The sequence below is a fragment of the Streptomyces sp. NPDC002536 genome, from assembly GCF_053594995.1.
Genome location: NZ_JBSFWU010000036.1, coordinates 12,005 through 36,362, shown reverse-complemented (window position 1 = coordinate 36,362; position 24,358 = coordinate 12,005). Strand labels below are relative to the sequence as shown.

Sequence of the window (24,358 nt, the reverse complement as noted above, 5' to 3'; positions counted from 1 at the left end):
CGCGGGGCAGCTACATATGCGGCTCCGCCGCGTGGGCGCGACCAGCCCCCACCGGCCCGAAGCCGACGCACCACCCCAGGGGTCCGGGGCGCAGCCCCTGGGGGTACCTCCTGGGGGCACCCCCAGCGGTAGCTGGGGGAGGTAGCTGGGGGACCTCGACCGCGGGCGCGTCGTGGCCGATCGCGCAGTTCCCCGCGCCCCTGACGGGGCGCTACACCACCAGCGACAGCAGCATCACGAATCCCAGCCCGACCACCGAGATCAGCGTCTCCATCAGCGACCACGTCTTGAGCGTCTGCCCCACGCTCATGCCGAAGTATTCCTTCACCATCCAGAACCCGGCGTCGTTGACGTGGGAGAAGAACAGCGATCCGGCGCCGACGGCCAGTACCAGCAGGGCCGTGTGCGTCGTGCTCATCCCGGCGGCCAGCGGGGCGACCAGCCCCGCCGCCGAGATGGTGGCCACCGTGGCCGAGCCGGTCGCCAGCCGGATACCGACCGCGATCAGCCAGGCAAGCAACAGGGCCGACACCGACCAGTCCTTGGAGAAGTCCAGGATCATCCGCCCGACACCGACGTCGATCAGCGTCTGCTTGAAGCCGCCTCCCGCACCGACGATCAGCAGGATTCCCGCGATGGGCCCGAGGGACTTCTCCACGGTCCCGGCGATCCGGTCGCGCCCGAAGCCGGCGGCGCGGCCGAGCGTGACCATCCCGACCAGCACGGCCGCGAGCAGGGCGATCAGCGGGGAGCCGACCACGTCCGCGACGCGCTGCACATGGTTCTTGGGGTCGTCCACCACGACGTCCACCAGGGCCTTGCCCAGCATCAGCAGCACGGGCAGCAGCACCGTTCCCACGGTGACGGCGAATCCCGGGCGCCGCTCCAGTTCCTCCGACGGGCGCTGCGGGATCAGCTTCTCCGGCGGGGCGATGTCGACCCAGCGGGCCGCGTACCGGGAGAACAGCGGCCCCGCGATCACGGCCGTCGGCACGGCGATCAGCGCGCCCAGGGCCAGGGTCACGCCGAGGTCGGCGTGGATGGCGTCGACGGCGGCCAGCGGCCCGGGGTGCGGGGGCACCAGGCCGTGCATCACGGAGAGGCCCGCCAGCGCGGGGATGCCGATCCGCATCAGGGAGTGCCCGCCGCGCTTGGCGACCAGCAGCACCACCGGGATCAGCAGCACGATCCCGACCTCGAAGAACAGCGGCAGGCCGATGACCCCGGCGATCAGCACGATCGCCCAGGGCATCGAACTCCGGCTCGCGCGGCCCAGGATGGTGTCCACGATCTGGTCCGCGCCACCGGAGTCGGCGAGCAGCCGGCCCAGTATCGCGCCCAGCGCGATGAGCACGCCGACACCGGCGACGGTGGAGCCGAGCCCGGCCGAGAAGCTCGCGATGGCCTTGTCCAGCGGGGCGCCCGCCACGGCGCCGAGGACGAGGGAACCGATCGTCAGCGACAGGAAGGCGTGCAGTTTGAGGCGGCTGATGAGGAGGACGATGACGGCGATGCCGACGAGAACGGCGATGCCCAGCTGCGCGTGACCCGCCGATGTGATCGGGGCGGGTGCGTCCGCGGCCAGCATCTCGACGCTGAGAGTGCTCACGGGGCTTTCCTAGGGGGGAAGTTGGGGGGGAGGTGAGGGGCTCAGAGCCGCCGCAGTGCGGCGGCCGCCCGCTCGGCGATGACGGCCGCTTCGGGCGTGACATCAACGGCGATGCCCGCCTCGTCGGCCCCGAGCGGTTCGAGGGTGGCGAACTGGGAGTCCAGCAGCCGGGTGGTCATGAAGTGGCCCTTGCGGGCGGTCATCCGCGAGGCGATCAGCTCGTAGTCGCCGGTGAGGTGGAGGAAGACGAGCCCGGGGGCCGCGGCCCGCAGTCGGTCGCGGTAGGTGCGCTTGAGCGCCGAGCAGCTGACCACGCCGCCCAGCCCGGCCCGCCCGCGCGCCCAGTCGCCGATGGCGTCGAGCCAGGGGGCGCGGTCGGTGTCGTCCAGCGGAGTCCCGGCCGACATCTTGGCGATGTTGGCGGCCGGGTGGAAGTCGTCGCCCTCGGCATAGGGGACGCCGAGCGCCTCCGCCACCAGGGGCCCGACCGTGGTCTTGCCCGTTCCTGCCACGCCCATCACCACGATGACGCGGGGTTCCGTCCGGGGGTCCGTCTCCGTCGACATGGAGGACACTGAACTTTATGAGTACGACGTATTCAAGACACTGTGACGTAAACGTCATACTTAATCGCGCGGACGCCCGGCCCGTAGGCTGACCCCATGAGCAAGCAGGGGCAGGGAGGCCACGGGGGAGGCCAGGGGCTGCACGCGCGCGTGCTGGACTCCCTCGGACCCGCGATCACGGCAGGTGAATACCCGCCGGGCACGGTGCTGCGCACGGACGAGCTGGAGCAGCGCTTCGACGTCTCGCGCACGGTGGTGCGCGAGGTGATACGCGTCCTGGAGTCCATGAGCCTGGTGGCCTCCCGGCGCCGGGTCGGCGTGACCGTCCTCCCGACCGAGGAGTGGAACGTCTACGACCCCCAGGTGATCCGCTGGCGGCTGGCCGGCCCCGACCGTCCCCGCCAGCTCCGATCCCTCACCGTGCTGCGCTCCGCCGTCGAACCAGTGGCCGCGGGCCTCGCGGCCCGCCTCGCCACGCCGGAGCAGTGCGCCGAACTCACCGGGCACGCCCTGGGGATGGTCGCCACCTCACGGGGCCAGCAGCTGGACGGCTACCTGGTGCACGACATCGCCTTCCACCGCGTGATCCTCCGCGCCTCCGGCAACGAGATGTTCGCGCGCCTGGGCGACGTGGTGGCCGAGGTCCTCACGGGCCGCACCCACCACCACGTGATGTTCACGGACCCCGACCCGGCGGCGGTCACCCTGCACGTCCGGGTGGCGGAGGCGGTCCGGGAACGGGACGCGGAGGCCGCGGAGCGGCTGACGCGGGAGATTGCGCGCGGCGCGATGGCGGAGCTGGACATTCTGGCGCCGTGAGCCACGGCGCCCCGAAGTCGAGGTACCCGGGGCTTCGCCCCGGACCCCGGGGCGGTGCGTCGACTGCGGGCCGATGGGAGTTGCTCGCACAGTTCCCCGCGCCCCTGACGGGGCGCCGTGGCGCCGGACGGGTCACCCTTGCCCCATCCGGCGCACGTCACCCACACATCCCCGAACACCCATCCGTACCCTCGATCCCATGCGCCACCAGAAACCCTTCGCGCGCCCCGCGCGCCAGCGCTACGGCAACCGCTGGGTGTACGCCCGCCGCAACCCCAAGGGCCTGGCCCTCGTGATCCTCATCCCGCTCGCCGCCGTCGCAGCCCTGCTGCTGATCTCAAGCGGCGCCCCGCGCTGAGACCGGGTCCCCGGCCCAACCGGCGCCGCCGGGCCACCGCTCGTACCACCGCCGGTCCGCCTCCAACTGCGCGGCCAGCGACACCAGCAGCGGCTCGCCGCCCGCCGGTCCGAGCAGCTGGGCCCCCAGCGGAAGCCCGCCCTCCGTGAACCCCGACGGCACGCTCACCCCCGGCCACCCCAGCACGTTCCACGGCCAGGCGTACGGGCACGCCGCGGTCATCGCGGCATCGGTGTCCCGGGTGCCCAGCCCCGCGAGGTCGCCGGTGCGCAGCGGCGGCACCGCCGTCGTGGGCGTGAGCAGGACGTCGTACCGCCCGAACATCTCCCCCACCCGGTGCCGCAGCGGCCCCTCCGCGGCCCGCGCCAGCCGCAGCAGGCCGGTCGCGTCCAGCAGCCGTCCGCTCCGCGCGGTGGCCCGCGTCCGGGGGTCGAGCCGCGCCGGGTCGGGCGCCCGCAGGGCCAGGTCCCGCACCCCCGCCATGGCCCGCGGCAGGAAGGTCAGCCCGATCGGCCCGTAGGCGATCTCCTCCGCCACCACCTCGTGCCCCAGCACCTCCAGCCGCTCGGCCGTGCGCACCGTCGCCTCGCGCGCGGCGGGCGAGAGCCAGTGCCGCACGGCGGCGAAGGCGGGCCGCAGGGACAGCGCGATCCGCAGCCGCCCCGGCTCCCGCCGGGCGGCCGCCACGACGTCGACGGCCCGCGGCCGGTGCACGTCCCCGGCGTGCGAACCGCTCACCGCCTGCAGCAGCAGCGCCGCATCGGCGACCGTCCGCGCCAGCGGCCCGTGCACCGTGATGCCGTGGAACGACTCGCGCTCGGGCCAGGTGGAGATCCGCCCGCGCTGCGGCTTGATCCCCACGAGGTGCGTCCACGCGGCCGGGATCCGGATCGAGCCGGCCCCGTCCGACCCCAGCGCCCCCGCGACGAGCCCGGCGGCGACGGCCGCGGCCGAGCCGCCCGACGAACCGCCGGGCGTGTGCTCCGGGCTCCACGGGTTGCGCGTGACCCCGAACGCGGGCCCGTCGGTGACGGGCCATTGGCCCAGCTCCGGGGTGTTGGTCTTGCCGACGATCACGGCCCCCGCGGCCCGCAGCCGGCGCACGGCCTCGCCGTCGGCGCGCTGCGGCGGGAAGTCCCCCGGGCACCCGAAGGCGGTGGGCTCCCCGGCCACGTCCATGTCGTCCTTGACAGCGACGGGCACCCCCAGCAGCGGTCCGCGCTCCCCCGCCGCCAGCCGCAGGTCCGCCTGCTCGGCCTCCTCCAGCGCGGCCTCGGCGCGCACGCGCCGGAAGGCGTTGAGCGTCGGCTGCGTCGCCGCGATCCGGCGCAGCGAGCGTTCGACGAGCTCTCGGGAGGTCACTTCGCCGGAGGCGAGGGCGTCTGCCTGGCCGGCGAGCCCGTCGAGTCCGTCCGGCCTGTCCATCATGAACCCTGTCACACGATCCCCCTTCGTGTTCTCGAACACAGGTTACTGGTACGGCAGTTGACGATGCAGCGGCAAAAGCGGCCAGGTACAGCCAAGTGCGGCGGCCCGGTCCCCGGAAGACCGTTCTGTACCCTTCCGGGGACCGGTGAGCCGCCCGGGGAGGAGTACGCGTTGCCGTTGACGGAGTTGGCAGACGAGATCGCCGCGATCCACGCGGAGCAGGGGCATCCTGCCGCCCTGGTCGGCGAGTTCCGGCGGACGCCGGTCCTGGTGCCGCTGGACGCGGCGGGCGGCCTGTGGTCGGCGGAGCTGCAAGGCATCCGCTGGATCTGCGCGTTCACGGACGCGGCGGCGCTGACGCGGTTCGCGATCGCACAGGGCGCAACGGACGAGACGGCGGGCTGGGAGTACCGCACCGTCCTCGGCGCCCGCCTCCTGGACGTGGTGGTCCCTGCCGTGGACGGCCCGGCGGGGGTCGCGCTGGACGTGGGCGGTGAACGTCCCATCATGTTCCCACCGGTGAAGGGGATCGTCCCGGACGAGTCCGCAATCGACGGGGACGGAGAGCCGCGGTGAGCGACAGCCTCAAGGCCGACAAGGCCGCAATGGACGCCATCACGAGCGGCATCAACGGCGCCGTCGGCGAGCTGAAGGGCATCGGCACGCCCGGCGCGGCCTCGGTCGGCCGCGGCTTCTCGGAGCTCTCCCTCTCCGGGATGGAGACGGGACACGAGGGACTGACGTCGTCCTTCAAGGAGTTCTGCGACCGCTGGGAGTGGGGCGTGCGCGCGCTCCTGCAGGATGCCGGCGAATTCGCGGAACGGGTGGGCCTGGCGGCCGGCTACTACCACGAGGGCGACACGTACGTCTCGAACACCTTCAAGGTCGTGGCCAACGCCGGTATGGGCAACCCGCACCTGACAGAGGACCAGGTGGAGCACATGTCGTGGGGGCAGGTGGGCGCCGACAACCCTTTCACCCAGGTTCGTGACGCCGACTACAGCGCCGAGTCGCTCCGGCGGACGGGCGAGAACGCCGAGCAGGTGTGGTCGAAGACGGCCGAGGACGTCGAGGACAGCGTGGAGACGGGCGGCGCGACACCGCTGGGCATGGGCATCCGCACGGTGAGCAAGATCGAGGACTACGGCTGAACATGAGCGTTTTCGACGGTCTCGACGGTCTTGAGAAGAAATGGGACCAGGGAAAGAAGAAGCTCGGCGAGGCCGTCGAGTGGACCACCGACCACACCGCGGAGGTCCTGGACAAGGCCGGTGCCCACAAGGCGGCCCGGGCGGTGGAGCACTGGGGCGACGAGACCGCCTCGGACCTCGGCGCGGCGGTCGGCGAAGAGCAGTTGGACCACACCGAGGACCCGAAGCAGCTGGTCCACGGCGACGCGAAGCGCATCGACGCGGCGGCCAAGCACCTGCGGTCCCTCCACTCCTCCTTCGACTCCGTGCACGCGGGCCTGCAGAAGGTCCGCGCGACGGACTGGAAGGGCGAGGGTGCGGACGCGTTCACGGCCAAGTTCGTGGAACACCCGCAGGGCTGGGCCCGGGCGGCCGACGCGTGCGAGGCGGCGGCAGGCGTCCTGGAGGCGTACGCCCACACGGTCACCTGGGCCCAGGGCCAGGCCCGGGAGGCCGTCCGCCTCTACAAGAAGGGCAAGGAGGCGAACAAGAAGGCCGTCGACGACTACAACTCCAAGGCCGACGCGTACAACGCGAAGCTGAAGGCGGGCCAGGACCCCGGCCCGCGCCCGGACCGGCCCGGCGAACCGGGCACCGCGGATATGAAGGAGGCGGAGCGCCTCCTGTCCGAGGCCCGCAAACAGCGCAACACGGCGGCGGGCGAAGCGAAGACGAAACTCGACGCGGCGGTGGCGACGGCCCCGCGGAAGCCGTCCTTCGAGCAGCGGATGAAGGCCGACGCGCTGGACCTGAAGGACGGCGGCGCGATGGAACTGCTCCACGTCGGGGGCGGCGTGGTCCGCTCGGGCACGGACATGGTGAAGTTCGCGCGGGGCCTGAACCCGTACGACGTCTACAACGTCACCCACCCCGCCGAGTACCTGAACACGGTCTCCAACTCGGCCGCGGGCCTGCTGCAGTTGGCGTCCCACCCGGAGCGCCTGCCGGCCACCCTGCTGGGCGACGGCTGGGGCAAGGACCCGTCGGAGGCGTCGGGCCGGCTGCTCGGCAACGTCGGGCTGGCCGTGGCATCGGGCGGCGGCAGCGCGGGGGCGGCGGCCGGGGAGCGGGTGGGGGTTGCCGCGGCGAAGCGGGGGGTTGAGGAGGCGGCGGAGTCCGGGGCCCGGCAGGCGGCCCGGAACGCCGGCCGGGAGAGCGCGGAGAGCGCTGCGGCGCGCGAGCACCTCACGAAGGAGCCGAACGGCCCCAGCCGCGGCCAGGAGGAGAAGGTCTGCGAGAAGGACCCGGTGGACGTCGCCACCGGCCGCATGCTCCTGCCGCAGGTCGATGTGACGCTGCCCGGCCGGCTGCCGCTGTCCTTCGTCCGGCACTTCGAGTCCTCGTACCGCGCAGGCGTGTGGTTCGGCCCGACATGGGCGAGCACCGCAGACCAGCGGCTGGAGACCGACGCCGAGGGCGTCGTCTTCGTCCGGGAGGACGGCGTCCTGCTGTCATACCCGCACCCGGCCCCGGGTGTGCCGACGCTGCCGGCGAAGGGCGCGCGCTGGCCCCTGTCGGTCGACGCGGAGGGCGTCTACGCGATCGCGGATCCGGAGAGCGGACGCACGTGGGTCTTCCGCCCGTACGACACCGAACTGGCCCTGCTGGACGAACTGACCGACCGCAACGGCCACCGCATCACGTACGTGTACGCGGACGACGGCACCCCGACGGACATCGTCCACGACGCGGGCCACCACATCCGCATCACGACTGAGGGGAACCGCATCACGGCCCTCCACCTCGTCGGAGCCGCCAACGACGGATCGGACGTGGAACTGGTCCGCTACGGCTACACGAACGGCCACCTGACCGGCATCACCGACTCCTCGGACAGGCCGCTCCTCTTCGGCTGCGACGAGCGCGGCCGCATCACCTCGTGGACCGACCGCAACGACAGCCGCTTCGACTACGTCTACGACGACCGCGACCGCTGCGTGGCCCAAGGAGGCGCGGAGGGACACCTGCAGTCGCGTTTCACGTACGACCAGGTCGACCCCGATACGGGCCTGCACGTCACCACGATCACCACGTCGCTCGGGGACACCACCCGCTACCTGATCAACGACACCTCCCAGGTCGTGGCGGAGATCGACCCGACCGGCGCCGTGACCCGCACGCGCCGCGACCGCCACGGCCGCCTCCTCGGCCGCACCGACCCGCTGGGCGCCACCACGGACCTGCGGTACGACGCGAACGGCCGTCTGACCGCCGTGATCCGCCCGGACGGCCGCGAGGCGCGGGCCACGTACGACGGCGACCTGCACATGCCGACGACGGTGACCGGCCCCGACGGTTCGGTCTGGCGCCAGACGTACGACGAGGCCGGCAACCGCACGTCGCTCACGGACCCCACGGGAGCCGTCACCCGCTACACGTACGACGAGCTGGGCCACCCGGCGTCGGTCACGGACGCGTTGGGCAACACGACGCGGGTGCACTGCGATGCGGCAGGGTTGGTGGAGGAAGCAACAGACCCGCTGGGCGCGGTGACCACTTACCGGCGGGACGCCTTCGGCCGCGTGACGGCCGTCATCGATCCGATGGGCGCGACGACCCGCCTGCAGTGGTCCGTGGAGGGCCGCTTGCTGCGCCGCGTCGCACCGGACGGCGCGGAGCAGTCCTGGACGTACGACGGAGAGGGCAACTGCACGCGGTACGTCGACGCGCTCGGCGGCGTCACGACGTACGAGTACACGCACTTCGACCTGCTCACGGCGCAGACCGGCCCCGACGGTGTCCGCCACGAGTTCACGCACGATGCAGAGCTTCGACTGAAGGAGGTCACCAACCCGCAGGGCTTGACGTGGACTTACACATACGACGCAGCAGGCCGCCTGGCGGAGGAGACGGACTTCGACGGCAGACGCCTCACGTACACCCACGACGCGGCGGGCCGGCTGACGGCCCGGACGAACGGCCTGGGCCAGACGATCGCGTACGAACACGACGTGCTCGGCCGGGTGGTGGAGAAAAACGCGGACGGCGACGTCACGACCTACGCGCACGACGCGGCGGGCCGCCTGCTGGAGGCGGCATGCCCGGAAGCGACCGTCATCTACCGCCGGGACCGCCTGGGCCGCGTGAAGTCGGAGACGACGAACGGCAAGACGCTGACGTTCGCGTACGACGAACTGGGCCGCCGCACGCGCCGCATCACCCCGAGCGGTGCGGTGAGCACGTGGACGTACGACGCGGCGGGCCGACGGACGTCGCTGACGGCGTCGGGCCGCGGGTTCGACATCGAACACGACGCGGCGGGAAGGGAGGTGGCGCGCCACTTCGGCGAGGGCATCACGCTGCGGCACGGCTGGGATGCGGCGGGCCGCGTGGTGTCGCAGTCGCTGGAGGCGGGACGGGAGCGCCTGCAGCACCGCTCGTACATCTACCGCCGTGACGGCTACCTGACGGCGGTGAACGACCGCAGCTTCGAGCTGGATGCGGCGGGGCGTGTGACGGGGGTCGAGGGGCCGGGGTGGCAGGAACGTTACGCATACGACGCGGCGGGCAACCAGACCGAGGCGAACTGGCCGACCGAGCACCCGGGCACGGAGGCGCAGGGCACGCGCGCGTACTCCGGCACCCTGATCAAGCGCGCGGGAACGGTCCGCTACGAACACGACGCGCAGGGCAGGGTGGTCCTGCGCCAGAAGGTCCGCCTGTCGCGCAAGCCGGACACATGGCGCTACGAGTGGGACGCGGAGGACCGCCTCCGCGCGGTGACCACGCCGGACGGCACGCGGTGGCGCTACCTGTACGACCCGCTGGGCCGTCGAATAGCGAAGCAGCGCCTGGCGGCTGATGGTGCCGAGTTGGCGGAACAGGTGGACTTCACCTGGGACGGCCCGACGTTGACGGAACAGACGACGACGTCTGCCGCGTTGCCGAACCCGGTCACCCTGACCTGGGACCACGACGGCCTGCGCCCGGTCGCCCAGACGGAACGCATATCGGCGGCGGAGACCCCGCAGGAGGAGATCGACAGCCGCTTCTTCGCGATCGTCACGGACCTGGTCGGCGCCCCGACGGAGTTGGTGGACGAGCGGGGCACGACGGCATGGCGCACCCGCACCACGCTGTGGGGCACGACGGCATGGCCCAGAAGCAGCACGGCCTACACCCCACTCCGCTTCCCGGGCCAGTACTTCGACCCGGAGACGGGCCTCCACTACAACGTCCACCGCCACTACGACCCGGAGACGGCGCGGTACACATCACCGGACCCGCTGGGACTGGCACCGGCGCCCAACCCTGCGGGGTACGTGCACAATCCGCATACTTGGGCGGATCCGTTGGGGTTGGCGCCTTGTCCGCCACTCGGCGAGAAGTCGAATCCGTTCACGTCACGGGCCGAAGCAGAGAAGGCTGCTCACGAACTTGCAGGAATCGGCCCGGAAGACGAGCTGCTGGCCGAGTGGGAAGTAACAGGTGACATCCGCCTGAAGCATGCAGAGGGGTATGTGTATTCAAACGAACCATCTCACTGGGGACAGTTTCGTCAGTACGAGACATCTCAGGGGTCCAGGGTAGTCGTTGAACATACCCACGACCCTGCAGGCCCCCATTTCCACGCAGGGCAGCCAAAGGAGGTATCAAACCGGACCTGGGTCAACTTCGGCTGGGACAACAGCAACTACAGATCGATGGAGCGATATGGCAAAATCAACAAGCCTGGCGGCGATCACCATCTGTTCTACGAAGAGTGAGGTCGGAAGTGACTGAGCACTACAGGGAGCACCACTTGCGGATGATTTCCGCCAGCGGGCTGACGATCCTCGACACCCCGGCCCCCGGGGGAGTCCCGTCGACCGCCGAGGCGTGGAGCGAGGTGGTGAACTTCGAGACGGTTCCGAGCGCAACCGTGAGCCAGGGATCCGCGGACGCGCTTTCCGAAGTGGACGAGAAATGGCTGACTCTTGCCATGAATAACGCCCTCGTCGCCACGGACGGCACATTCCTCATCAACACAGCAGGTCCGGGTACCCGAGAAGTCGGCTGGACTGTTGTGAAGTGGGCGGAGAATGCTCGGCTGGCTTCAAATCTTCAGTACGGCGGCGACCCGGAGTTCGTAGCCATGTCCATGGACGGACGGAACATGTGCGCCGTCACGACGGAAGAGTACGACTACTGGATCGTCTCTCAGCGGTTCGATTAGACCGCCGCATCGCTCCACATCCAGCCCGCTGGAGATTGCAATGCCGAATATTTCCGACTGGAACCGAAGTTTCCGAGTCTGGCACTACACGGTCAGCTATTCATCGCTGCTCCTGCGGAGCTTAGGCGCCGAAGAGCACGACACTCGCATCGACGTACTCTTTTCCAACGTCCGAACGCTACACATACCCGACTCGTTCGATCGGCTCCGAATCGACCAGGCCGACATGACCGAAGCCAGGCAGTTCCTCGGGAAGGAACTTCCTGTGTTCCCACAGCATCATGTTTTCCTGCTGAACGGTGGACTGCACTACGTCCAGGCCACCCACTGCCAGTGGCACGAGGACAGAGGAGGCTCTCGCACCCCTTCCAGATTTGGCCCTCTCCGAGGAGTCGAGTGACACGGCTGCATGCAGGCAGCAACCTCTCAATAGACTCGCCGCAGTGGCAACCGCTTCACCGCCAGCCTGCACCGGCGAGGACGGACCGGAAAGGGAGTGGGGCCACCATTTTCTGTACAGATCCAGCGGATCCGCACCTTGCAGCGCCTACTCTCGCGGCTGCAGGTGCCCGTAACGGATGACAAAGCTCCGCAGAAGGCAATCAAGTCCCGTTCGCCCGGCACCCGTTCCGAACCAGACCAACGGGCCCATAGGCCGCCCGTTCTCATGAACCCTTCCGCGTAGGAGGACCCGAGTCTTCAATCCAGCTCGATGAGCGCGCCGAGCGCCCATGCCTGCACCCCGACGGTTGCTGGCCCCGACAAGGTCCGTTCCAAGAACGCCCCGAGAATCTCGGCATCCTCGTACCCTCCAATAAGGTCTCCGTGGACCGGATGGGATGGGAGCCGACGCGTGATCGACATCCTGACAACCACCGACTTGCCACAAGACTTCGAGTACCCGGCTGAATTCATTCGCGTGGTCGAGCTGGGGCTGACCAATCTCGAACCCTGGTGGATCTTCGACGGAGATCAATTGCGGCGTCGGGCAGTCGGTCTGCGTGAGCGGTATCCCGAACGGAGGCTGGTCCCCTTCGCTCGGCGCCAAGACAACGACGACGTGGCCTGCTGGGACCTCGCCCAAGGGGATGTCTCGGTGATCCACGACATGGCCAGGCCCGGCTGGGAGCAGCGCGAGAGGTTTCCAGACTTCAACGCCTGGCTACGGCAGGCCGTTGAGGACCTCATCGAGCACGGCGCGTGAGGACTCTGCCACGGCCTTTCGCTCGGATCGGCCATCACCGGCCTCGCGAAGCACAGCTTCCCAGCACTGCTCTGTCATACGGCGTCCCAGCCACCCACATGCCGGCAAAACGATCCGTGCACAGGAGACGCAGAGGAACCTGCGACGTCTCCGGCCTCCTTCCGCCGCCGGAATGACCGCGATCGCCACACCGACAGACGCCCCGCACGCCGTGCACACATACCGACCCGCATCGAACCCCATCACTGTCATCCCTGAGCTCAACGCGCGGGCCCCTGGCCGATCCGCCAGTTTGCCGCACAGGCGGTACACGCCTTGAGCTGCCACAAGCTCGTCGAGCCGGCCCAATCCGTGATCTGGAGGAACCCGGCAGACACATGGCCCCCACCCGGCAGGCGGCACCAGCAACACGCCTCACCCTTCAACTGCCGCTCCGAGTAGGCCGTCGGCGCAGGCAAGGACGCACCTGTACGTGCCGCGGGGACCGGCCAGCCGGCTTGCACATCGGTCATGCCGACCACCCTCGCGCCCCGAAGGGGGCGTTCCAACTGCGTTCGAGGACCGTTGGGAACGCAGTACGGCTAGCTTGTGAAACGTTCCCAACGTCCCTGCGGGGGTACACATGAACGAAGCCCTACGGCGTGCCATGTCCAACGCACGTCTGTCGGACCGCGAGCTTGCCGAGCGGTGCGGCGTGGACCTCAAGACGGTGGGCCGGTGGATCACTCAGCCGGGGCGCATTCCCCGCGCCCGGCACAGATGGGCTGCCTGCGAAGCGCTGGGAGAGGACGAGACGGTGCTATGGCCTACGGCGGCGAAAAGGGCGATCAAACTCGGGCCCGACCGTGAGATCGTCTCCGTGTACCCGTACCGGTCCGGCTGCCCCGCCGTCCTGTGGCGCTCACTGATCACGCAAGCCCGAGCCGAACTGACCTTCGCCGGCTACACCAACTACTTTCTCTGGCTGGAGCAGGCATGCTTCGGCACAGCCCTGCGCCGCAAGGCCGCCCAGGGCTGCCGGGTCCGGTTCCTCGTCGGCAGACCCGACAGCGACCTCACCCGCACCCGGGAGCAGGATGAGGGTGTCGCATTGACCCTCTCCACCCGCATCCGCGTCACCCTCGCCGAGTTGGAGAAGCTCAAGGACCAGCACGGGATCAGGGCACGGTTCAGCGACGGCCACTCCCACCTCTCCGTCTTCCGCTTCGACGACGACATGATCGTGACGCCCCTGCTGACCCACCACGTCGGGCATGATGCCCCTACGCTTCACCTGCACCGCCACCAGGACAACGGGCTGTTCGACCGCTTCGCATCGCACACCGAAGAGCTCTGGAACAACGGAACATCGGTCTGGGGAGACAACACACATGGCCAGACGTGACTATGAAGACGATCCCGATGCCCCCGCCGCCAACAGCCTGGTTCCGGCCGCATCGGCCGTGGTCGTGGATCAGGCCGGACGCATCCTGCTCCAGCGCCGCCGCGACAATGGCATGTGGGCCCTCCCCGGCGGAGCGATGAACATCGGAGAATCCCTGGCCGACTGTGCCGTACGAGAGACCAAGGAAGAGACCGGTCTGGACGTCGAAGTGACGGGAATCATCGGCACGTACAGCGATCCTCGGCACGTGTTCGCCTACGACGACGGCGAAGTGCGGCAGGAGTTCTCCATCTGCTTCCTCGCACGGCCCGTTCCTGCCGCTCAGGAGCTCATGGTCTCCCACGAGTCCACAGACGTCCGCTGGTTCGCACCCGAGGAAGTGGACGACCTCCCCATGGTGTCCGGGATTCGGAAACGCATCGACGACTGGCGGCACGACCGCGCCCCCGCCATCCGCTGACCACAGGCCAGGGCTAGGCGGAGCCGCCGCGCCGCCCGGCCCTGCAAGGCGGGTCAGCCGAAGTCGCTCACCATCGTGCCGACCGGCGTGCCATTCAGCATGGTTCGAGTTCCGCTAGGACTGAAGAAATGAACATCACGATCACGGGAATCCTGGACGCGAAGAGCAGACTTGTCTCATTCAACTCACCTGCAGGGAACGCCTCGGGTGTGTGGCGAGGGGAGTCGGAGCCGACACTCGCAAGCTACACGGTCGAGTGTGAAGTCCCAGACGAAGTGAACGAATGGACCCTCACGCAGTCTCCGTACCAGGGGATCAGGGAGTCTCGAACGCTGCACGGAGCAAGGATCGTTCTCACAGGACTGGCAGAAAGAGTCGACGATGACTCGGTCGTAGCGCTGAGGATCCAGACAGACATCTTGCTGGTCGAGCTACCGAACGCCGTCCGCAAAGTGAAGCCGGGGGAGTCTCTGACCTTTGCAGCTCCCCCGCTCGAGCTTTTCCCCTATGAGCTGTAGTTCGCCATTTCGGCGACAGTAACAACCAGAGGATGACCGGAGGGGACGGCCCGCTGCTGACGGAACAGACGACGCCGTCGGCCGATGCCCCGAACCTCGTCACCTCGGTCGAGCGTCCGGATGTCTACGTCATTCACAATCAAGGTCCACTCGACCTGACCGGAAGGGTCGTGAACCATGGAAAGACCTGAAACGGAGTACTGGAAGGTCCTGTGGCATCACGACTTCCAGGAAGAACCTGTCGTCCTGATCATGGAGATCGACCAAGACGGTTACGAGACCAAGAAGGTCCAAGAATACCGGGACGGACGGATCTTGATGGCTGACGAGCATCACGAGGGCCGCACGATCGGCCTGAGTGAAATCGCCGTCGGCTCCATTGACGAAGTAGCAGCCCAACCGGAGTTTTCCGCTCACGTGATCTCGAATGCCAAGTTCGAGGAGTGGTGGGATCGGGCGCAATGGCCGATTCATCTCGGGGATTGACGACCACTTGCAGAATCTCTCCCACCTCCCATCGGCGCACACGCCGGAGCGCCGCGAAAAGTCGCTTGACCGGCTGGATACCGTTCCCGCATGAAGCAGTGCGCGCTCCGCCTGGAACCCATCACCCCCGCCAACTTCGACGCCGCGATAGCCCTGAAGGTCCGCCCCGACCAGGAGCACCTGGTCTCACCCGTCGTGAAGTCCCTCGCCGAGGCCTACGCCCACCCCGACATCGCCTGGCCCCGTCTCATCCTCGACGGCGACCGGGCCGTCGGCTTCCTCATGGCCTTCTTCGACATCGACTTCGCCGGCGACGGCACGGGCACCGACATCCGTTCCGGCCTCTGGCGCCTCAACATCGCCGCCGGCGAACAGGGCCGCGGCTACGGCCGCTTCGCCGTCGAGTCCGTCGCCGCCGAGATCCGCCGCCGCGGCGGCACCCGCCTCACCACCAGCTGGCACCCGGGCGAGGACGGGCCCGAAAGGTTCTACCTCGGCCTCGGCTTCCGGACGACCGGAGAAACGAGCGGCGATCAGACCGTGGGCGAGCTGGACTTGGACAGCTCGCATCCGTAAGTCCTTGGCCCAAAACGATCGTTCGTCACGGGTGAGCTGTTGTACTGCGCGCGTGACAGATCAGAAGCAGTGCGCAGTCGTCCGGACCGGGCAGTACGAAGGCGTCCAGGGCGGCACGTTCGGGGTCGGCATCAGTGCCCAGTCGGCCGGTTCGGAGGGGCTGTGCCTCCACCGGCTGGTGATGCCCGTCGGCACCCGGGGCCGCCCGCACCTGCACGAGGGCCACGAGTCGGCCATCTTCGTCCAGTCCGGCCAGGTCGAGGTGTGGCACGGGGAAGGGCTGGCCGAGCGGACGGTGCTGCACCCCGGCGACTACATCTACATCCCCGCAGACACCCCGCACATGCCGGTGAACAACGGCACCGAGGACATGGTGTGCCTCGTCGCGCGAACGGACCCGAACGAGCAGGAGGGTGTCCGGCTGCTGGATCTGCCGGCCTGGCTGGAAGAGCGGCTCGGAACCCTGCTCGTCGGAGCCGGATGAGCCCCCCCGGCAAAGGGGCCGAGCGGAGCCGCCGCACCGCCCGGCCCCGTACCGCGGGTCAGCCGCAGTCGCTCACCATGGAGCCGACCGGTGCACCGCTCAGCTCCTTCGCGCCGAAGCCGTCGATCTCCTGCTCGGAACCGGCGAAGTGCGTCTGATCGTTGAGACGCACGATGCAGCCGAAGTCGTTGGGGATGGGGTTGTACGCCGAGCGCGGCGTGATCACGGGGTCGAGGGCGTCGACCTCGGGGAAGGTGAAGCCGGTCTTGGTGACCTTGACGTTGACCCGGTAGAGGATCTTCCCGGTCTGGTGCGCGCCGCTGAAGAGGCAGAACTCGCCCTTGCGGCAAGTGTTGTCAGCCCCTGACTCGGCAGCGGTGGCGGCCGGGGCCGCGGTGGCCGTGAGGCCTATGACCGTCACGGCGGCCAGACCGAGGCGTAACGCGCTTCGTGACATGTGTTGACTCCTTGGATCGAAAGGGGATCGGAAACGGATGGTCACATTCTGCACCCGGTCCCCTACTCAAGATCAACACCCGGTCGGCCATCTTGACGGTTTCAAGTCGGCCTGAAGTCATGCCCCTCGCCGTCGACCGCCCGCGCCCCGCCCCCTAGGCTGTGCGGCCGTACACGGAATGACCGACGCGCCACTCGTTCTGATCGCTTCCCTCAGGAGGAGTTCATGCGCAAGGCTCTGTACACCGTGATCGCCCTGACCGCGGCCGCCATCCTCTCCGGCGGGCCCGCGATGGCCGCGGACGTCCTGGCCCTCGACAACTGTTACAGCGCCCGCGGCTGCACCGGCAGGGTGCTGAGCCACCGGGACGCCCACAACTGCAAGGTCAAGAGCCATGGCAAGAGCTGGCGTTCGGGCCGGACGGGCACCTGCTACAACCTCTGACCACAGCCGGGCGGGTGCACCCGACACCGGTGGCCCGGCCCGCCATCCCTGGCGAACCGGGCCACCCACCCGTCGGGCCGTACACGGCCCGCCGGTCACCAGCTCCAGTAGCTGCGCGACATCCAGCCCGAGACGTCCGTGTCGAAGTCGTAGACCTTGACCCAGTCGCCCGACTCGTCGCGGAGCCCGAGGCGGTGGTCGCTGTAGCACAGACCGACGACCGAAGCGTCCGTACTGGCGGCCGCGCGGATGCGGACGCCCTCGCCCGTGCAGTGGCCGTTGACGTCGTCGGCGTAGGCCGGAGCCGACAGTGCCGCGCCGCCGATCGCCGTGGCGACCATCAGGCCCGCCAGTGCCGCGGCGCGCTTGCCGCGGCCCTTCCCCCGTACTGCTGAACTCACGTGGTTCTCCTTGCAGATGCGCTTCGCCGGGAGAGTTGATCTTGGTCCCGACGGAGGGAACCTACCATGAACATGATCATGAAACGGGCCGCCGCTCCGGCCCCCGCAGCAGTGTCAGAGGGCCGTGCCACACTGCCCGCATGACTGAGACCGTGAAGGGCCCTGCCAGCTATTTCCCCGCCATCGAGAAGAAGTACGGCCGCCCCGTGGCGGAATGGAAGGACCTCATCCGCTCCTCGCCCCTGGCCAAGCACATGGAGCTCGTCTCCTGGCTCAAGACCGAGCACGGACTCGGCCACGGACACGCCAACGCCCTCGTTGCACACACCCTCGCCGAGAACGGCCGCGAGTAAAGGGGGGCTACCCCCACCCTTAGGGGAAAGGCCAGCCGGGTGGGCAAGTGCGCGCTCTGCAAACACACTTGCCCCATGACAACCTTTCACCGCCCCCTCCTCCTCACCCTCTCCGCCGCCGCCATAGCCGCCACCCTCACCGCACCCGCCCACGCCACGGCCTCCGCACCTTCCCTCTCCTGGCATCCCTGCGACGGCGCCTCCGCCGGCGACGCCCGGGAGTGCGCCACGCTCCCCGTCCCCCTCGACTACCGCAAGCCCAACAGCGAGCAACTCCACCTGGCAGTCACGCGACTTCGCACCGATCACCCCTCCCACCGCCGCGGCACCCTGCTGCTCATCGCCGGCGGGCCCGGGGGATCCGGGGTGGGCATGGTGAAGAACAGAGCGGAGCAGGTCCGCAAGGAGACCGGTGGTGCGTACGACATCGTCGGGCTCGACCCGCGCGGGGTCGGCGGCAGCAGCACGGCCGACTGCGGGCTCTCCGAGGAGGACCGGGACATCACCACCTACCGGTCCTGGCCCGCCCCCGACGGGAGCATCGCCGCGAACGTCGAGCACTCGCGCCGCATCGCCGAGCAGTGCGCCCGCAACGGCGGTGCCGTCCTGCGCAGCATGTCCACCGCCAACGAGGTCCGTGACATCGAGCGGTTCCGACAGGCCCTCGGCGAGCGGAAGTTGTCTGCATACGGCGTCTCGTACGGGACGTACGTGGGCGCCGAGTACGCCCAGAAGTACCCGCAGCACACCGACCGTTGGGTGCTGGACAGCACCGGCGACCCCGACCCGGCGCGCGTCGAGCGCGGCTGGCTGGCCAACATGGCCGTCGGTGCCGACGACCGCTTCCCCGACTTCGCCGCCTGGGCGGCCGAGCACGGCATCGCCGAACGCGCCGAGGACGTACGGCCGTTGTTCCTCTCGACCGCCGCGAAGCTGGACCGCGAGCCGAAGAAGTTCACGGACGGGCACCTCCTCACCGGCAATCTGCTGCGGCAGATGCTGCAGGGAGCCCTCTACTCCGACAAGCAGTTCCAGGACTTCGGCGACTTCTTCCGCGCCGCCCTCTCCGACCGGCCCCTGACCATGCCCCGTCCCGAGTACCTCACACTGCAGCAGCGCGATGCGTCCGTGGGCATGGCGGTCATCTGCAACGACACACGCTGGCCGCGCTCCGTCGCCTCCTACGGACGCGCCGTCGCCGCCGACCGCGTCCGGCACCCGCTCACGGCCGGCATGCCGGCGAACGTCTCGGCGTGCACCTTCTGGGACCACGACCCGGCCGACAAACCCGCCCGCATCACCTCCGACGGGCCCTCGAACATCCTCATGGTGCAGAACCTGCGCGACCCCGCCACGCCGTACACCGGTGCCCTGGCGATGCGCCGCGCCCTCGGCGACCGGGCCCGGCTCGTGTCCGTCGACGCCGGCGGGCACGGCTCGTACCTCGCCAACGGCAACGCCTGCGGGGACCGGAAGGTGACCGATTTCCTGACGGACGGCAAGCGGCCGGACGGCGACGCGTTCTGCCCCAAGGCCTAGCCCCAAGGCCTTGCCCAAGAGCTAGAACAGCTGCTGCTGCCCCGCCATCGGCGGCTCCTCCGGGTCGAAGAGCCGCGGCTCCGTCGACAGCAGCGGGGCCGAGCGGCGCGAGCCGGGGCAGGAGGTCAGTTCGTAGGAGACGACACGGCGGCCGGGCGGGTCGTGACGGGCGTAGCGGCCGCCGACGACGGCGATCTCGCGGGAGCAAACGGGGCAGGCCCGGCGGGGTGAGGACATCTCACCAGTGTGACCCACGCGCGAAGGGCCCTGGACCAGGGGCGTCAGACCGACTCCCCCGGGGTGTACGTGCCCCACACCTCGCGCAGTGCGTCGCACACCTCCCCGACGGTCGCCCGTGCGCGCAGCGCTTCCTTCATGGGGTGGAGGACGTTCGGCTTCTTGCTCCCCGCCGCCTTGCGCACCGCGCCCAGCGCCGCGTTCACCGCCTTGCCGTCCCGCTCCGCCCGCAGGCGTTCCAGGCGTTCGCGCTGGCGGGACTCGATGGCGGGGTCCACGCGCAGGGGCGCGTACGGTTCCTCTTCCTCCAGGCGGAAGCGGTTGACGCCGACGACCACCCGGTCGCCGTTGTCCGTCTGTTGCGCGATCCGGTACGCATTGCGCTCGATCTCGTTCTTCTGGAAGCCGTGCTCGATGGCGGCGACGGCACCGCCGAGCGACTCCACCTCGTCCATGAGTTCCAGGGCCGCGCCCTCGATGTCGTCCGTCATGGACTCGACCGCGTACGAGCCGGCGAACGGGTCGACCGTCGCCGTCGCATCGGTCTCGTGGGCGAGGACCTGCTGCGTGCGCAGGGCGAGCCGGGCGGCCTTGTCCGTGGGCAGGGCGATGGCCTCGTCGAAGGAGTTGGTGTGCAGGGACTGCGTGCCGCCCAGCACCGCGGCCAGGGCCTGGACGGTGACGCGGACCAGGTTCACCTCCGGCTGCTGCGCGGTCAGCTGCACGCCCGCCGTCTGCGTGTGGAAGCGCAGCATCTGCGACTTGGGGTTCTTCGCGCCGAACTCCTCCCGCATCAGCCGGGCCCACATGCGGCGCGCCGCACGGAACTTGGCGACCTCCTCCAGCAGCGTGGTGCGCGCGACGAAGAAGAAGGACAGGCGCGGGGCGAAGTCGTCGACGTCCATGCCGGCCGCCACGGCCGCGCGGACGTACTCGACGCCGTCGGCGAGGGTGAAGGCGATCTCCTGTGCGGGCGAGGCGCCGGCCTCGGCCATGTGGTAGCCGGAGACGGAGATGCTGTTCCAGCGGGGCAGCTCGGCCTGGCAGTAGCGGAAGATGTCGGCGGTCAGGCGCAGCGAGGGTGCGGGCGGGAAGATGTAGGTGCCGCGGGCGATGTACTCCTTGAGGATGTCGTTCTGGACGGTGCCGGTGAGGCGGTCGCCGGGGACGCCCTGTTCCTCGGCGACGAGCTGGTAGAGCAACAGCAGCAGTGCGGCAGGGGCGTTGATGGTCATCGAGGTCGACACCTCGCCGAGCGGGATGCCGTCGAAGAGCACCCGCATGTCGTCGACGGAGTCGACGGCCACCCCCACCCTGCCCACTTCGCCGCGGGCGAGCGGCGCGTCCGAGTCGTACCCCATCTGCGTGGGCAGGTCGAAGGCGACGGACAGGCCGGTGGTGCCGTGGGCGATGAGCTGCCGGTAGCGGGCGTTGGACTCGGCGGCGGTGCCGAAGCCGGCGTACTGGCGCATGGTCCAGGGGCGCCCGGTGTACATGGTGCGGTGGACGCCGCGGGTGTAGGGGTACGAACCGGGTTCGCCCAGCTGCTTCCCGGGGTCCCAGGACGCGAGGTCCTGCGGGCCGTAGACCGGTTCGACCGGCAGTCCGGACTCGCTCAGGCGGGACGTGTCCTCAAGCGCTGCAAGTGAGGAAGCCGGATTGGCTTCGGATTCGTGTGCCATGGCTGCACTCCTCCCACAGCCACTGTAGGCGCGGGCGTCGCGTGCGGGGCCGGGACACGAGGAGGAGGGAGAAGGGGGGGCGCGGGCAGGACCGGGGGAAGAGTCCCGCCCGCGCCACATGCGAGGAGCCGACGGTATGGGGGGAACTCCGGCTCCTGCGCGCCGATGACCAGTCGGCTCACTCTCTACAGCGCCAGGGGCTCCGAAAACGTCACACCCGGCGTCGCACCCGACGTCACACCCGGCGTCCGGGAGAGGTCCGGGAGGCCGATGAGCGGGTGCGGGACGGAGCGCAGGGGGGTGCGCAGGTCGCCGTTCCCTTCCGTGTCCTCGCCCTGGTCGTCGGAACCGCCGCCCGAGGCGGAGGGGCCGGAGGTGCCCAGCACGTGGTCGCAGTAGGCGCGCACGGCGGCGCCGCCCGCGGCGCGCTCCAGGGCGCTCAGGGTGTCGTTGTCGACCCCCTTGCCGCTGTTGCGCCGGGTGGCGTCCTGGTAGTCGCGGCACAGCTTGGCGATCACGGCCGGGTGGCCGTCGTCGCCCTTGCGGCCGTCGTCCTTGCCGTGGCCCTGGTCCTGCTGCGGGGGCGCGGGCGTCGGGGAGGCGGTGCCGGGTCCGCCGCCGGGTGTGGCGCTCGCGCCGTCGCCCGGCGCGGCGCTGCCGGGGGCCGGGGGTGCGGTGCTGCGGCCGTGCCCGCTGTCGGCGGTGCCGCGCGACGGGCCGGTGCGGGGTTCGCCGGTGGCGGGTGCGCGGGTCTCGGTGTCGCTGTCGGCCACCACGCTCGTGGCGGGCGCCGGTTCACGGCCGCCGCGCCCGAAGGGGGCGGGCAGGACGCCCGTGCCGGCCGCCACCGCGACCCCGCCCAGGGCGCACCCGGCCAGCGCCAGGGCCAGCGCGGAGCGGGCGGGGCGGCGCAGCAGGGAGCGGGCGGCGGCGGCGCGTGCGGCGGTGCGGCCGATCCGTACGACGGGGGCGGCGGAGCCGGCGGGCGCGGCGGCGACGGCCATGTCCCGCTCGGCGGCCCGGGCCGTCCGGAAGGCGGCGAGTGCGGCCTCCTCCCCGGGCAGGGGTGTGTCGTCCGCGGGGGCCGGGACCCGGAGCGCGCCGAGGGCGGCGTCCAGCCGTGCGGCATCGGCCCGGGCACGGTCGTCCGCCGTGTCCCCGGCCAGGGTGCCGGCGAGGGCCTCGCCGTGCAGCAGCCGCTCCACGGCGTCGTCATCCAGCCAGTCGTACCGGCGATCGTCGGCCATCACATGTCCTTCTGCGTCCGCGCGCGCAATTGCGTCACACCTGCAGAAGCACTGCCTCCGGTGCTTCCGCTCCCGGGCGACCCGTGCGCCTGCCGCTGTCCGGGGACTGCGTCGGCCCCTGCCTCCTGTTGTGCCCCGCCCGCCGTCACCAGTTCGGCCAGCTTGCGCAGGCCGCGGTGCGCGGCGGTGCGCACCGCGCCGGGGCGCTTGCCCAGCACTCCGGCGGCGCTCTTGGCGTCGAGGCCGGCGACCACGCGCAGCACGACCGCCTCGGCCTGGTCCTGCGGCAGCTGGGCGATGAGGGCGAGGGTGTGTCCGGTGCCGAGGGCCTCCAGGGCCTCTCCGGCGGTGTCCGCGTCGCCCGCGCGGCCGGTGAGTTCGCTCTCGTCGCCGCCGATCGCGGGGCGGCGGCCGCGCATCCGTATGTGGTCGAGGGCGCGGTTGCGGGCGATGGTGGCCGCCCAGCCGCGGAACCGGTCGGCGTCGCCGTTGAACCGTCCGAGGTCGCGGGCTATCTGCAGCCACGCCTCCGAGGCGACGTCCTCCGCGTCCGCCTCGCCGACCAGCGTGCGGACGTATCCGAGCAGGCGGGGCTGCACGGAGCGGTAGACGGTACGGAATGCCGTCTCGTCCCCGCCCTGCGCCGCGTGCACCGCGGCGGTCAGCTCGGCGTCGTCCCCCTGCACGGTCTCATCCTGCACCACGTGCGGATTCCGCTGTTCAGCAGCCCGCCGGACCATTGCCGAAAGGATTCTGCGGCGGTCCGGGGGGCACGGGCGGTACGGGCGGGTGGACGGGCGCGCCGTAGGGCGCGGGGGCGGGCGGCATCCCGGGCCAGGCCGGGGCGCCCATGGCCATGGGCGGGGCGGGCTGCGGTGCGAACGGCGGGGCGAACTGCGGGCCCAGCGCGGCCCGCTGCTCCTGCATCCGCGACAACTGCCGCACGACGAGCAGGGCGAGCAGGGCGGCGACGGCGAGCAGCAGCGTCGACAGGACCTCGACCGCGAGGGCGGACTTCAGCGACTCGGCGTCGCTGCGCCAGTCGTCGAGGCTGTAGTGACCGCCCTTGGTCGCGGTCTTCACCCGTGCCTCGGCGACCGCCTCCATCGTGCCGGCGATCCAGTTGAGGACGTTCGCCGTGATCCACAGCACCCACCAGGAGTTGAGCAGCCCCTTGGGGGCGGCCTGCGGTCCCGCCGGGGAGCTGGCCCGGTAGATGTCGTTCGCCATCTGCTTGGGGAACCAGAGGTTCACGACGGGCGTGACCCACGAGCCGACCGCCCAGCCGCTGCCGAACCGGTGCGTACCGGGCGCGAAGACCTCGGCGTTGAGGCGTGCCCGGCGGAACCAGACGACCCACAGCACGCCCGCCGCGAGAAACGCCAGGACGTGGAGCAGCGACAGCACCGCGGCGGCGTTGTCGGCGTCGTCGGCCTTGCGTGTCGTGGCATCGGTGAGGCCGTCGCTCAGCATGGCGTCGAGCGCGGCGCGTTCGTTGCCGGCCGCGGCGACCATGAGGAGCAGCAGGAGCAGGTTCAGCACCAGCAGCACCGTCAGCGCGATGCGCACGCCCCGCCGCAGGTCGATGCCGCCGGCCGGTGCGACCACCGGCCCCGCCGGGTACGGGTACGGATACGCCGGCGCGGGCGGCAGCCCGACGGCCCCGCACGCCGCACAGCGGCTGTCCGGCCCCACGGCGACGGCGCGGCAGCGACCGCACGGATACATCTGGCTGACCCCCCGGGTACCGGCACGTTGAAC

At 70.4% G+C, this 24,358-nt stretch carries 27 protein-coding genes; 17 read left to right on the top strand and 10 right to left on the bottom strand.

What is annotated here, in order from left to right:
* Window positions 1–211: 211 nt before the first annotated feature.
* Entirely contained in the window at window positions 212–1,609 is a 1,398-nt protein-coding gene (locus ACWD4B_RS15920) for a GntP family permease (protein WP_451421284.1), read from the bottom strand.
* Window positions 1,610–1,650: 41 nt separating this feature from the next.
* On the bottom strand, window positions 1,651–2,175 hold the full coding sequence (locus ACWD4B_RS15915; RefSeq protein WP_451421283.1) for a gluconokinase: 525 nt from the start codon (window positions 2,173–2,175) through the stop codon (window positions 1,651–1,653).
* Window positions 2,176–2,271: 96 nt separating this feature from the next.
* On the opposite strand from ACWD4B_RS15915, the gene ACWD4B_RS15910 reads away from it, so the two are divergent.
* Both ACWD4B_RS15910 and ACWD4B_RS15905 read left to right on the top strand, forming a co-directional pair.
* The gene (locus tag ACWD4B_RS15910; protein WP_336416149.1) at window positions 2,272–2,994 is read left to right on the top strand and encodes a FadR/GntR family transcriptional regulator; all 723 of its coding nucleotides are present in this window, start codon (window positions 2,272–2,274) and stop codon (window positions 2,992–2,994) included.
* Between the two features lie 199 nt (window positions 2,995–3,193).
* The gene (locus tag ACWD4B_RS15905; RefSeq protein WP_451421282.1) at window positions 3,194–3,352 is read left to right on the top strand and encodes a hypothetical protein; all 159 of its coding nucleotides are present in this window, start codon (window positions 3,194–3,196) and stop codon (window positions 3,350–3,352) included.
* Here the strand turns inward: ACWD4B_RS15905 and ACWD4B_RS15900 are convergent.
* Entirely contained in the window at window positions 3,332–4,777 is a 1,446-nt protein-coding gene (locus ACWD4B_RS15900; RefSeq protein WP_451421301.1) for an amidase, read from the bottom strand. The genes ACWD4B_RS15905 and ACWD4B_RS15900 overlap by 21 nt on opposite strands.
* 180 nt (window positions 4,778–4,957) lie before the next feature.
* Between ACWD4B_RS15900 and ACWD4B_RS15895 the strand changes: the two genes are divergently transcribed.
* The 12 genes from ACWD4B_RS15895 (at window position 4,958) to ACWD4B_RS15840 (ending at window position 16,237) form a co-directional block, all read left to right on the top strand.
* Window positions 4,958–5,356 (top strand): SseB family protein, encoded by a 399-nt coding sequence (locus ACWD4B_RS15895; protein ID WP_451421281.1) that lies wholly within the window; start codon window positions 4,958–4,960, stop codon window positions 5,354–5,356.
* A complete protein-coding gene (locus tag ACWD4B_RS15890) occupies window positions 5,353–5,931 on the top strand; it encodes a hypothetical protein (RefSeq protein WP_451421280.1) in 579 nt (192 codons plus the stop codon). Before ACWD4B_RS15895 ends, ACWD4B_RS15890 begins: the two co-directional genes overlap by 4 nt.
* A 2-nt stretch (window positions 5,932–5,933) precedes the next feature.
* On the top strand, window positions 5,934–10,676 hold the full coding sequence (locus tag ACWD4B_RS15885; protein ID WP_451421279.1) for a putative T7SS-secreted protein: 4,743 nt from the start codon (window positions 5,934–5,936) through the stop codon (window positions 10,674–10,676).
* An 8-nt stretch (window positions 10,677–10,684) separates the two neighbouring features.
* Entirely contained in the window at window positions 10,685–11,125 is a 441-nt protein-coding gene (locus ACWD4B_RS15880) for a hypothetical protein (RefSeq protein WP_451421278.1), read from the top strand.
* Window positions 11,126–11,978: 853 nt separating this feature from the next.
* Window positions 11,979–12,329, top strand: a complete 351-nt coding sequence (locus ACWD4B_RS15875; RefSeq protein WP_451421277.1) for a hypothetical protein — start codon at window positions 11,979–11,981, stop codon at window positions 12,327–12,329.
* Window positions 12,330–12,951: 622 nt separating this feature from the next.
* Window positions 12,952–13,713, top strand: a complete 762-nt coding sequence (locus ACWD4B_RS15870; protein WP_451421276.1) for a DUF5919 domain-containing protein — start codon at window positions 12,952–12,954, stop codon at window positions 13,711–13,713.
* A complete protein-coding gene (locus ACWD4B_RS15865) occupies window positions 13,700–14,173 on the top strand; it encodes an NUDIX domain-containing protein (protein ID WP_451421275.1) in 474 nt (157 codons plus the stop codon). The genes ACWD4B_RS15870 and ACWD4B_RS15865 overlap by 14 nt, the downstream gene beginning before the upstream one ends.
* A 128-nt stretch (window positions 14,174–14,301) precedes the next feature.
* Complete coding sequence (locus tag ACWD4B_RS15860; RefSeq protein ID WP_451421274.1) at window positions 14,302–14,691, top strand: hypothetical protein; 390 nt, start codon at window positions 14,302–14,304, stop codon at window positions 14,689–14,691.
* A gap of 32 nt (window positions 14,692–14,723) precedes the next feature.
* Window positions 14,724–14,882: a hypothetical protein gene (locus tag ACWD4B_RS15855; protein WP_451421273.1), complete on the top strand. Its 159-nt coding sequence runs from the start codon at window positions 14,724–14,726 to the stop codon at window positions 14,880–14,882.
* Window positions 14,869–15,177, top strand: a complete 309-nt coding sequence (locus ACWD4B_RS15850; protein ID WP_451421272.1) for a DUF6881 domain-containing protein — start codon at window positions 14,869–14,871, stop codon at window positions 15,175–15,177. The genes ACWD4B_RS15855 and ACWD4B_RS15850 overlap by 14 nt, the downstream gene beginning before the upstream one ends.
* Window positions 15,178–15,267: 90 nt before the next feature.
* Window positions 15,268–15,753 carry a GNAT family N-acetyltransferase gene (locus ACWD4B_RS15845; protein ID WP_451421271.1) on the top strand — a complete coding sequence of 162 codons (486 nt, stop codon included), beginning with the start codon at window positions 15,268–15,270 and terminating at the stop codon, window positions 15,751–15,753.
* Between the two features lie 52 nt (window positions 15,754–15,805).
* Window positions 15,806–16,237 (top strand): cupin domain-containing protein, encoded by a 432-nt coding sequence (locus ACWD4B_RS15840; protein ID WP_451421270.1) that lies wholly within the window; start codon window positions 15,806–15,808, stop codon window positions 16,235–16,237.
* A 58-nt stretch (window positions 16,238–16,295) separates the two neighbouring features.
* On the opposite strand, the gene ACWD4B_RS15835 is transcribed toward ACWD4B_RS15840, so the two are convergent.
* The gene (locus ACWD4B_RS15835) at window positions 16,296–16,694 is read right to left on the bottom strand and encodes a hypothetical protein (RefSeq protein ID WP_451421269.1); all 399 of its coding nucleotides are present in this window, start codon (window positions 16,692–16,694) and stop codon (window positions 16,296–16,298) included.
* Between the two features lie 225 nt (window positions 16,695–16,919).
* Between ACWD4B_RS15835 and ACWD4B_RS15830 the strand changes: the two genes are divergently transcribed.
* On the top strand, window positions 16,920–17,138 hold the full coding sequence (locus ACWD4B_RS15830) for a hypothetical protein (protein ID WP_451421268.1): 219 nt from the start codon (window positions 16,920–16,922) through the stop codon (window positions 17,136–17,138).
* Window positions 17,139–17,233: 95 nt separating this feature from the next.
* Here ACWD4B_RS15830 and ACWD4B_RS15825 read toward each other — a convergent pair whose 3' ends face one another.
* Window positions 17,234–17,539: an SH3 domain-containing protein gene (locus ACWD4B_RS15825; protein ID WP_451421267.1), complete on the bottom strand. Its 306-nt coding sequence runs from the start codon at window positions 17,537–17,539 to the stop codon at window positions 17,234–17,236.
* A 140-nt stretch (window positions 17,540–17,679) separates the two neighbouring features.
* On the opposite strand from ACWD4B_RS15825, the gene ACWD4B_RS15820 reads away from it, so the two are divergent.
* Together ACWD4B_RS15820 and ACWD4B_RS15815 are read left to right on the top strand one after the other, a co-directional pair.
* Window positions 17,680–17,892: a DUF4287 domain-containing protein gene (locus tag ACWD4B_RS15820; RefSeq protein ID WP_451421266.1), complete on the top strand. Its 213-nt coding sequence runs from the start codon at window positions 17,680–17,682 to the stop codon at window positions 17,890–17,892.
* A 75-nt stretch (window positions 17,893–17,967) separates the two neighbouring features.
* Window positions 17,968–19,431, top strand: a complete 1,464-nt coding sequence (locus tag ACWD4B_RS15815) for an alpha/beta hydrolase (RefSeq protein WP_451421265.1) — start codon at window positions 17,968–17,970, stop codon at window positions 19,429–19,431.
* Between the two features lie 21 nt (window positions 19,432–19,452).
* Here the strand turns inward: ACWD4B_RS15815 and ACWD4B_RS15810 are convergent, their stop codons facing one another.
* The 5 genes from ACWD4B_RS15810 to ACWD4B_RS15790 all read right to left on the bottom strand — a co-directional run bounded on the left by ACWD4B_RS15810 (window position 19,453) and on the right by ACWD4B_RS15790 (window position 24,325).
* Window positions 19,453–19,668 (bottom strand): hypothetical protein, encoded by a 216-nt coding sequence (locus ACWD4B_RS15810; RefSeq protein ID WP_336416138.1) that lies wholly within the window; start codon window positions 19,666–19,668, stop codon window positions 19,453–19,455.
* A gap of 44 nt (window positions 19,669–19,712) precedes the next feature.
* Window positions 19,713–21,350, bottom strand: a complete 1,638-nt coding sequence (locus ACWD4B_RS15805) for an acyl-CoA mutase large subunit family protein (protein WP_451421264.1) — start codon at window positions 21,348–21,350, stop codon at window positions 19,713–19,715.
* Window positions 21,351–21,535: 185 nt separating this feature from the next.
* Window positions 21,536–22,597, bottom strand: coding sequence for a hypothetical protein (locus ACWD4B_RS15800; protein WP_451421263.1), 1,062 nt, complete (start codon window positions 22,595–22,597; stop codon window positions 21,536–21,538).
* A complete protein-coding gene (locus ACWD4B_RS15795; RefSeq protein WP_451421262.1) occupies window positions 22,597–23,337 on the bottom strand; it encodes an RNA polymerase sigma factor in 741 nt (246 codons plus the stop codon). The genes ACWD4B_RS15800 and ACWD4B_RS15795 overlap by 1 nt, the downstream gene beginning before the upstream one ends.
* Window positions 23,318–24,325: a DUF4328 domain-containing protein gene (locus ACWD4B_RS15790; RefSeq protein WP_451421261.1), complete on the bottom strand. Its 1,008-nt coding sequence runs from the start codon at window positions 24,323–24,325 to the stop codon at window positions 23,318–23,320. Before ACWD4B_RS15790 ends, ACWD4B_RS15795 begins: the two co-directional genes overlap by 20 nt.
* Window positions 24,326–24,358: the final 33 nt, after the last annotated feature.

Bases quoted from the DNA above. Each gene is read 5' to 3' on its own strand.
- ACWD4B_RS15915 (WP_451421283.1), bottom strand. From the start codon at position 2,175: ATGTCGACGGAGACGGACCCCCGGACGGAACCCCGCGTCATCGTGGTG.
- ACWD4B_RS15910 (WP_336416149.1), top strand. From the start codon at position 2,272: ATGAGCAAGCAGGGGCAGGGAGGCCACGGGGGAGGCCAGGGGCTGCAC.
- ACWD4B_RS15905 (WP_451421282.1), top strand. From the start codon at position 3,194: ATGCGCCACCAGAAACCCTTCGCGCGCCCCGCGCGCCAGCGCTACGGC.
- ACWD4B_RS15900 (WP_451421301.1), bottom strand. From the start codon at position 4,777: ATGGACAGGCCGGACGGACTCGACGGGCTCGCCGGCCAGGCAGACGCC.
- ACWD4B_RS15885 (WP_451421279.1), top strand. From the start codon at position 5,934: ATGAGCGTTTTCGACGGTCTCGACGGTCTTGAGAAGAAATGGGACCAG.
- ACWD4B_RS15870 (WP_451421276.1), top strand. From the start codon at position 12,952: ATGAACGAAGCCCTACGGCGTGCCATGTCCAACGCACGTCTGTCGGAC.
- ACWD4B_RS15865 (WP_451421275.1), top strand. From the start codon at position 13,700: ATGGCCAGACGTGACTATGAAGACGATCCCGATGCCCCCGCCGCCAAC.
- ACWD4B_RS15860 (WP_451421274.1), top strand. From the start codon at position 14,302: ATGAACATCACGATCACGGGAATCCTGGACGCGAAGAGCAGACTTGTC.
- ACWD4B_RS15855 (WP_451421273.1), top strand. From the start codon at position 14,724: ATGACCGGAGGGGACGGCCCGCTGCTGACGGAACAGACGACGCCGTCG.
- ACWD4B_RS15850 (WP_451421272.1), top strand. From the start codon at position 14,869: ATGGAAAGACCTGAAACGGAGTACTGGAAGGTCCTGTGGCATCACGAC.
- ACWD4B_RS15845 (WP_451421271.1), top strand. From the start codon at position 15,268: ATGAAGCAGTGCGCGCTCCGCCTGGAACCCATCACCCCCGCCAACTTC.
- ACWD4B_RS15835 (WP_451421269.1), bottom strand. From the start codon at position 16,694: ATGTCACGAAGCGCGTTACGCCTCGGTCTGGCCGCCGTGACGGTCATA.
- ACWD4B_RS15830 (WP_451421268.1), top strand. From the start codon at position 16,920: ATGCGCAAGGCTCTGTACACCGTGATCGCCCTGACCGCGGCCGCCATC.
- ACWD4B_RS15820 (WP_451421266.1), top strand. From the start codon at position 17,680: ATGACTGAGACCGTGAAGGGCCCTGCCAGCTATTTCCCCGCCATCGAG.
- ACWD4B_RS15815 (WP_451421265.1), top strand. From the start codon at position 17,968: ATGACAACCTTTCACCGCCCCCTCCTCCTCACCCTCTCCGCCGCCGCC.
- ACWD4B_RS15810 (WP_336416138.1), bottom strand. From the start codon at position 19,668: ATGTCCTCACCCCGCCGGGCCTGCCCCGTTTGCTCCCGCGAGATCGCC.
- ACWD4B_RS15805 (WP_451421264.1), bottom strand. From the start codon at position 21,350: ATGGCACACGAATCCGAAGCCAATCCGGCTTCCTCACTTGCAGCGCTT.
- ACWD4B_RS15800 (WP_451421263.1), bottom strand. From the start codon at position 22,597: ATGGCCGACGATCGCCGGTACGACTGGCTGGATGACGACGCCGTGGAG.
- ACWD4B_RS15795 (WP_451421262.1), bottom strand. From the start codon at position 23,337: ATGGTCCGGCGGGCTGCTGAACAGCGGAATCCGCACGTGGTGCAGGAT.
- ACWD4B_RS15790 (WP_451421261.1), bottom strand. From the start codon at position 24,325: ATGTATCCGTGCGGTCGCTGCCGCGCCGTCGCCGTGGGGCCGGACAGC.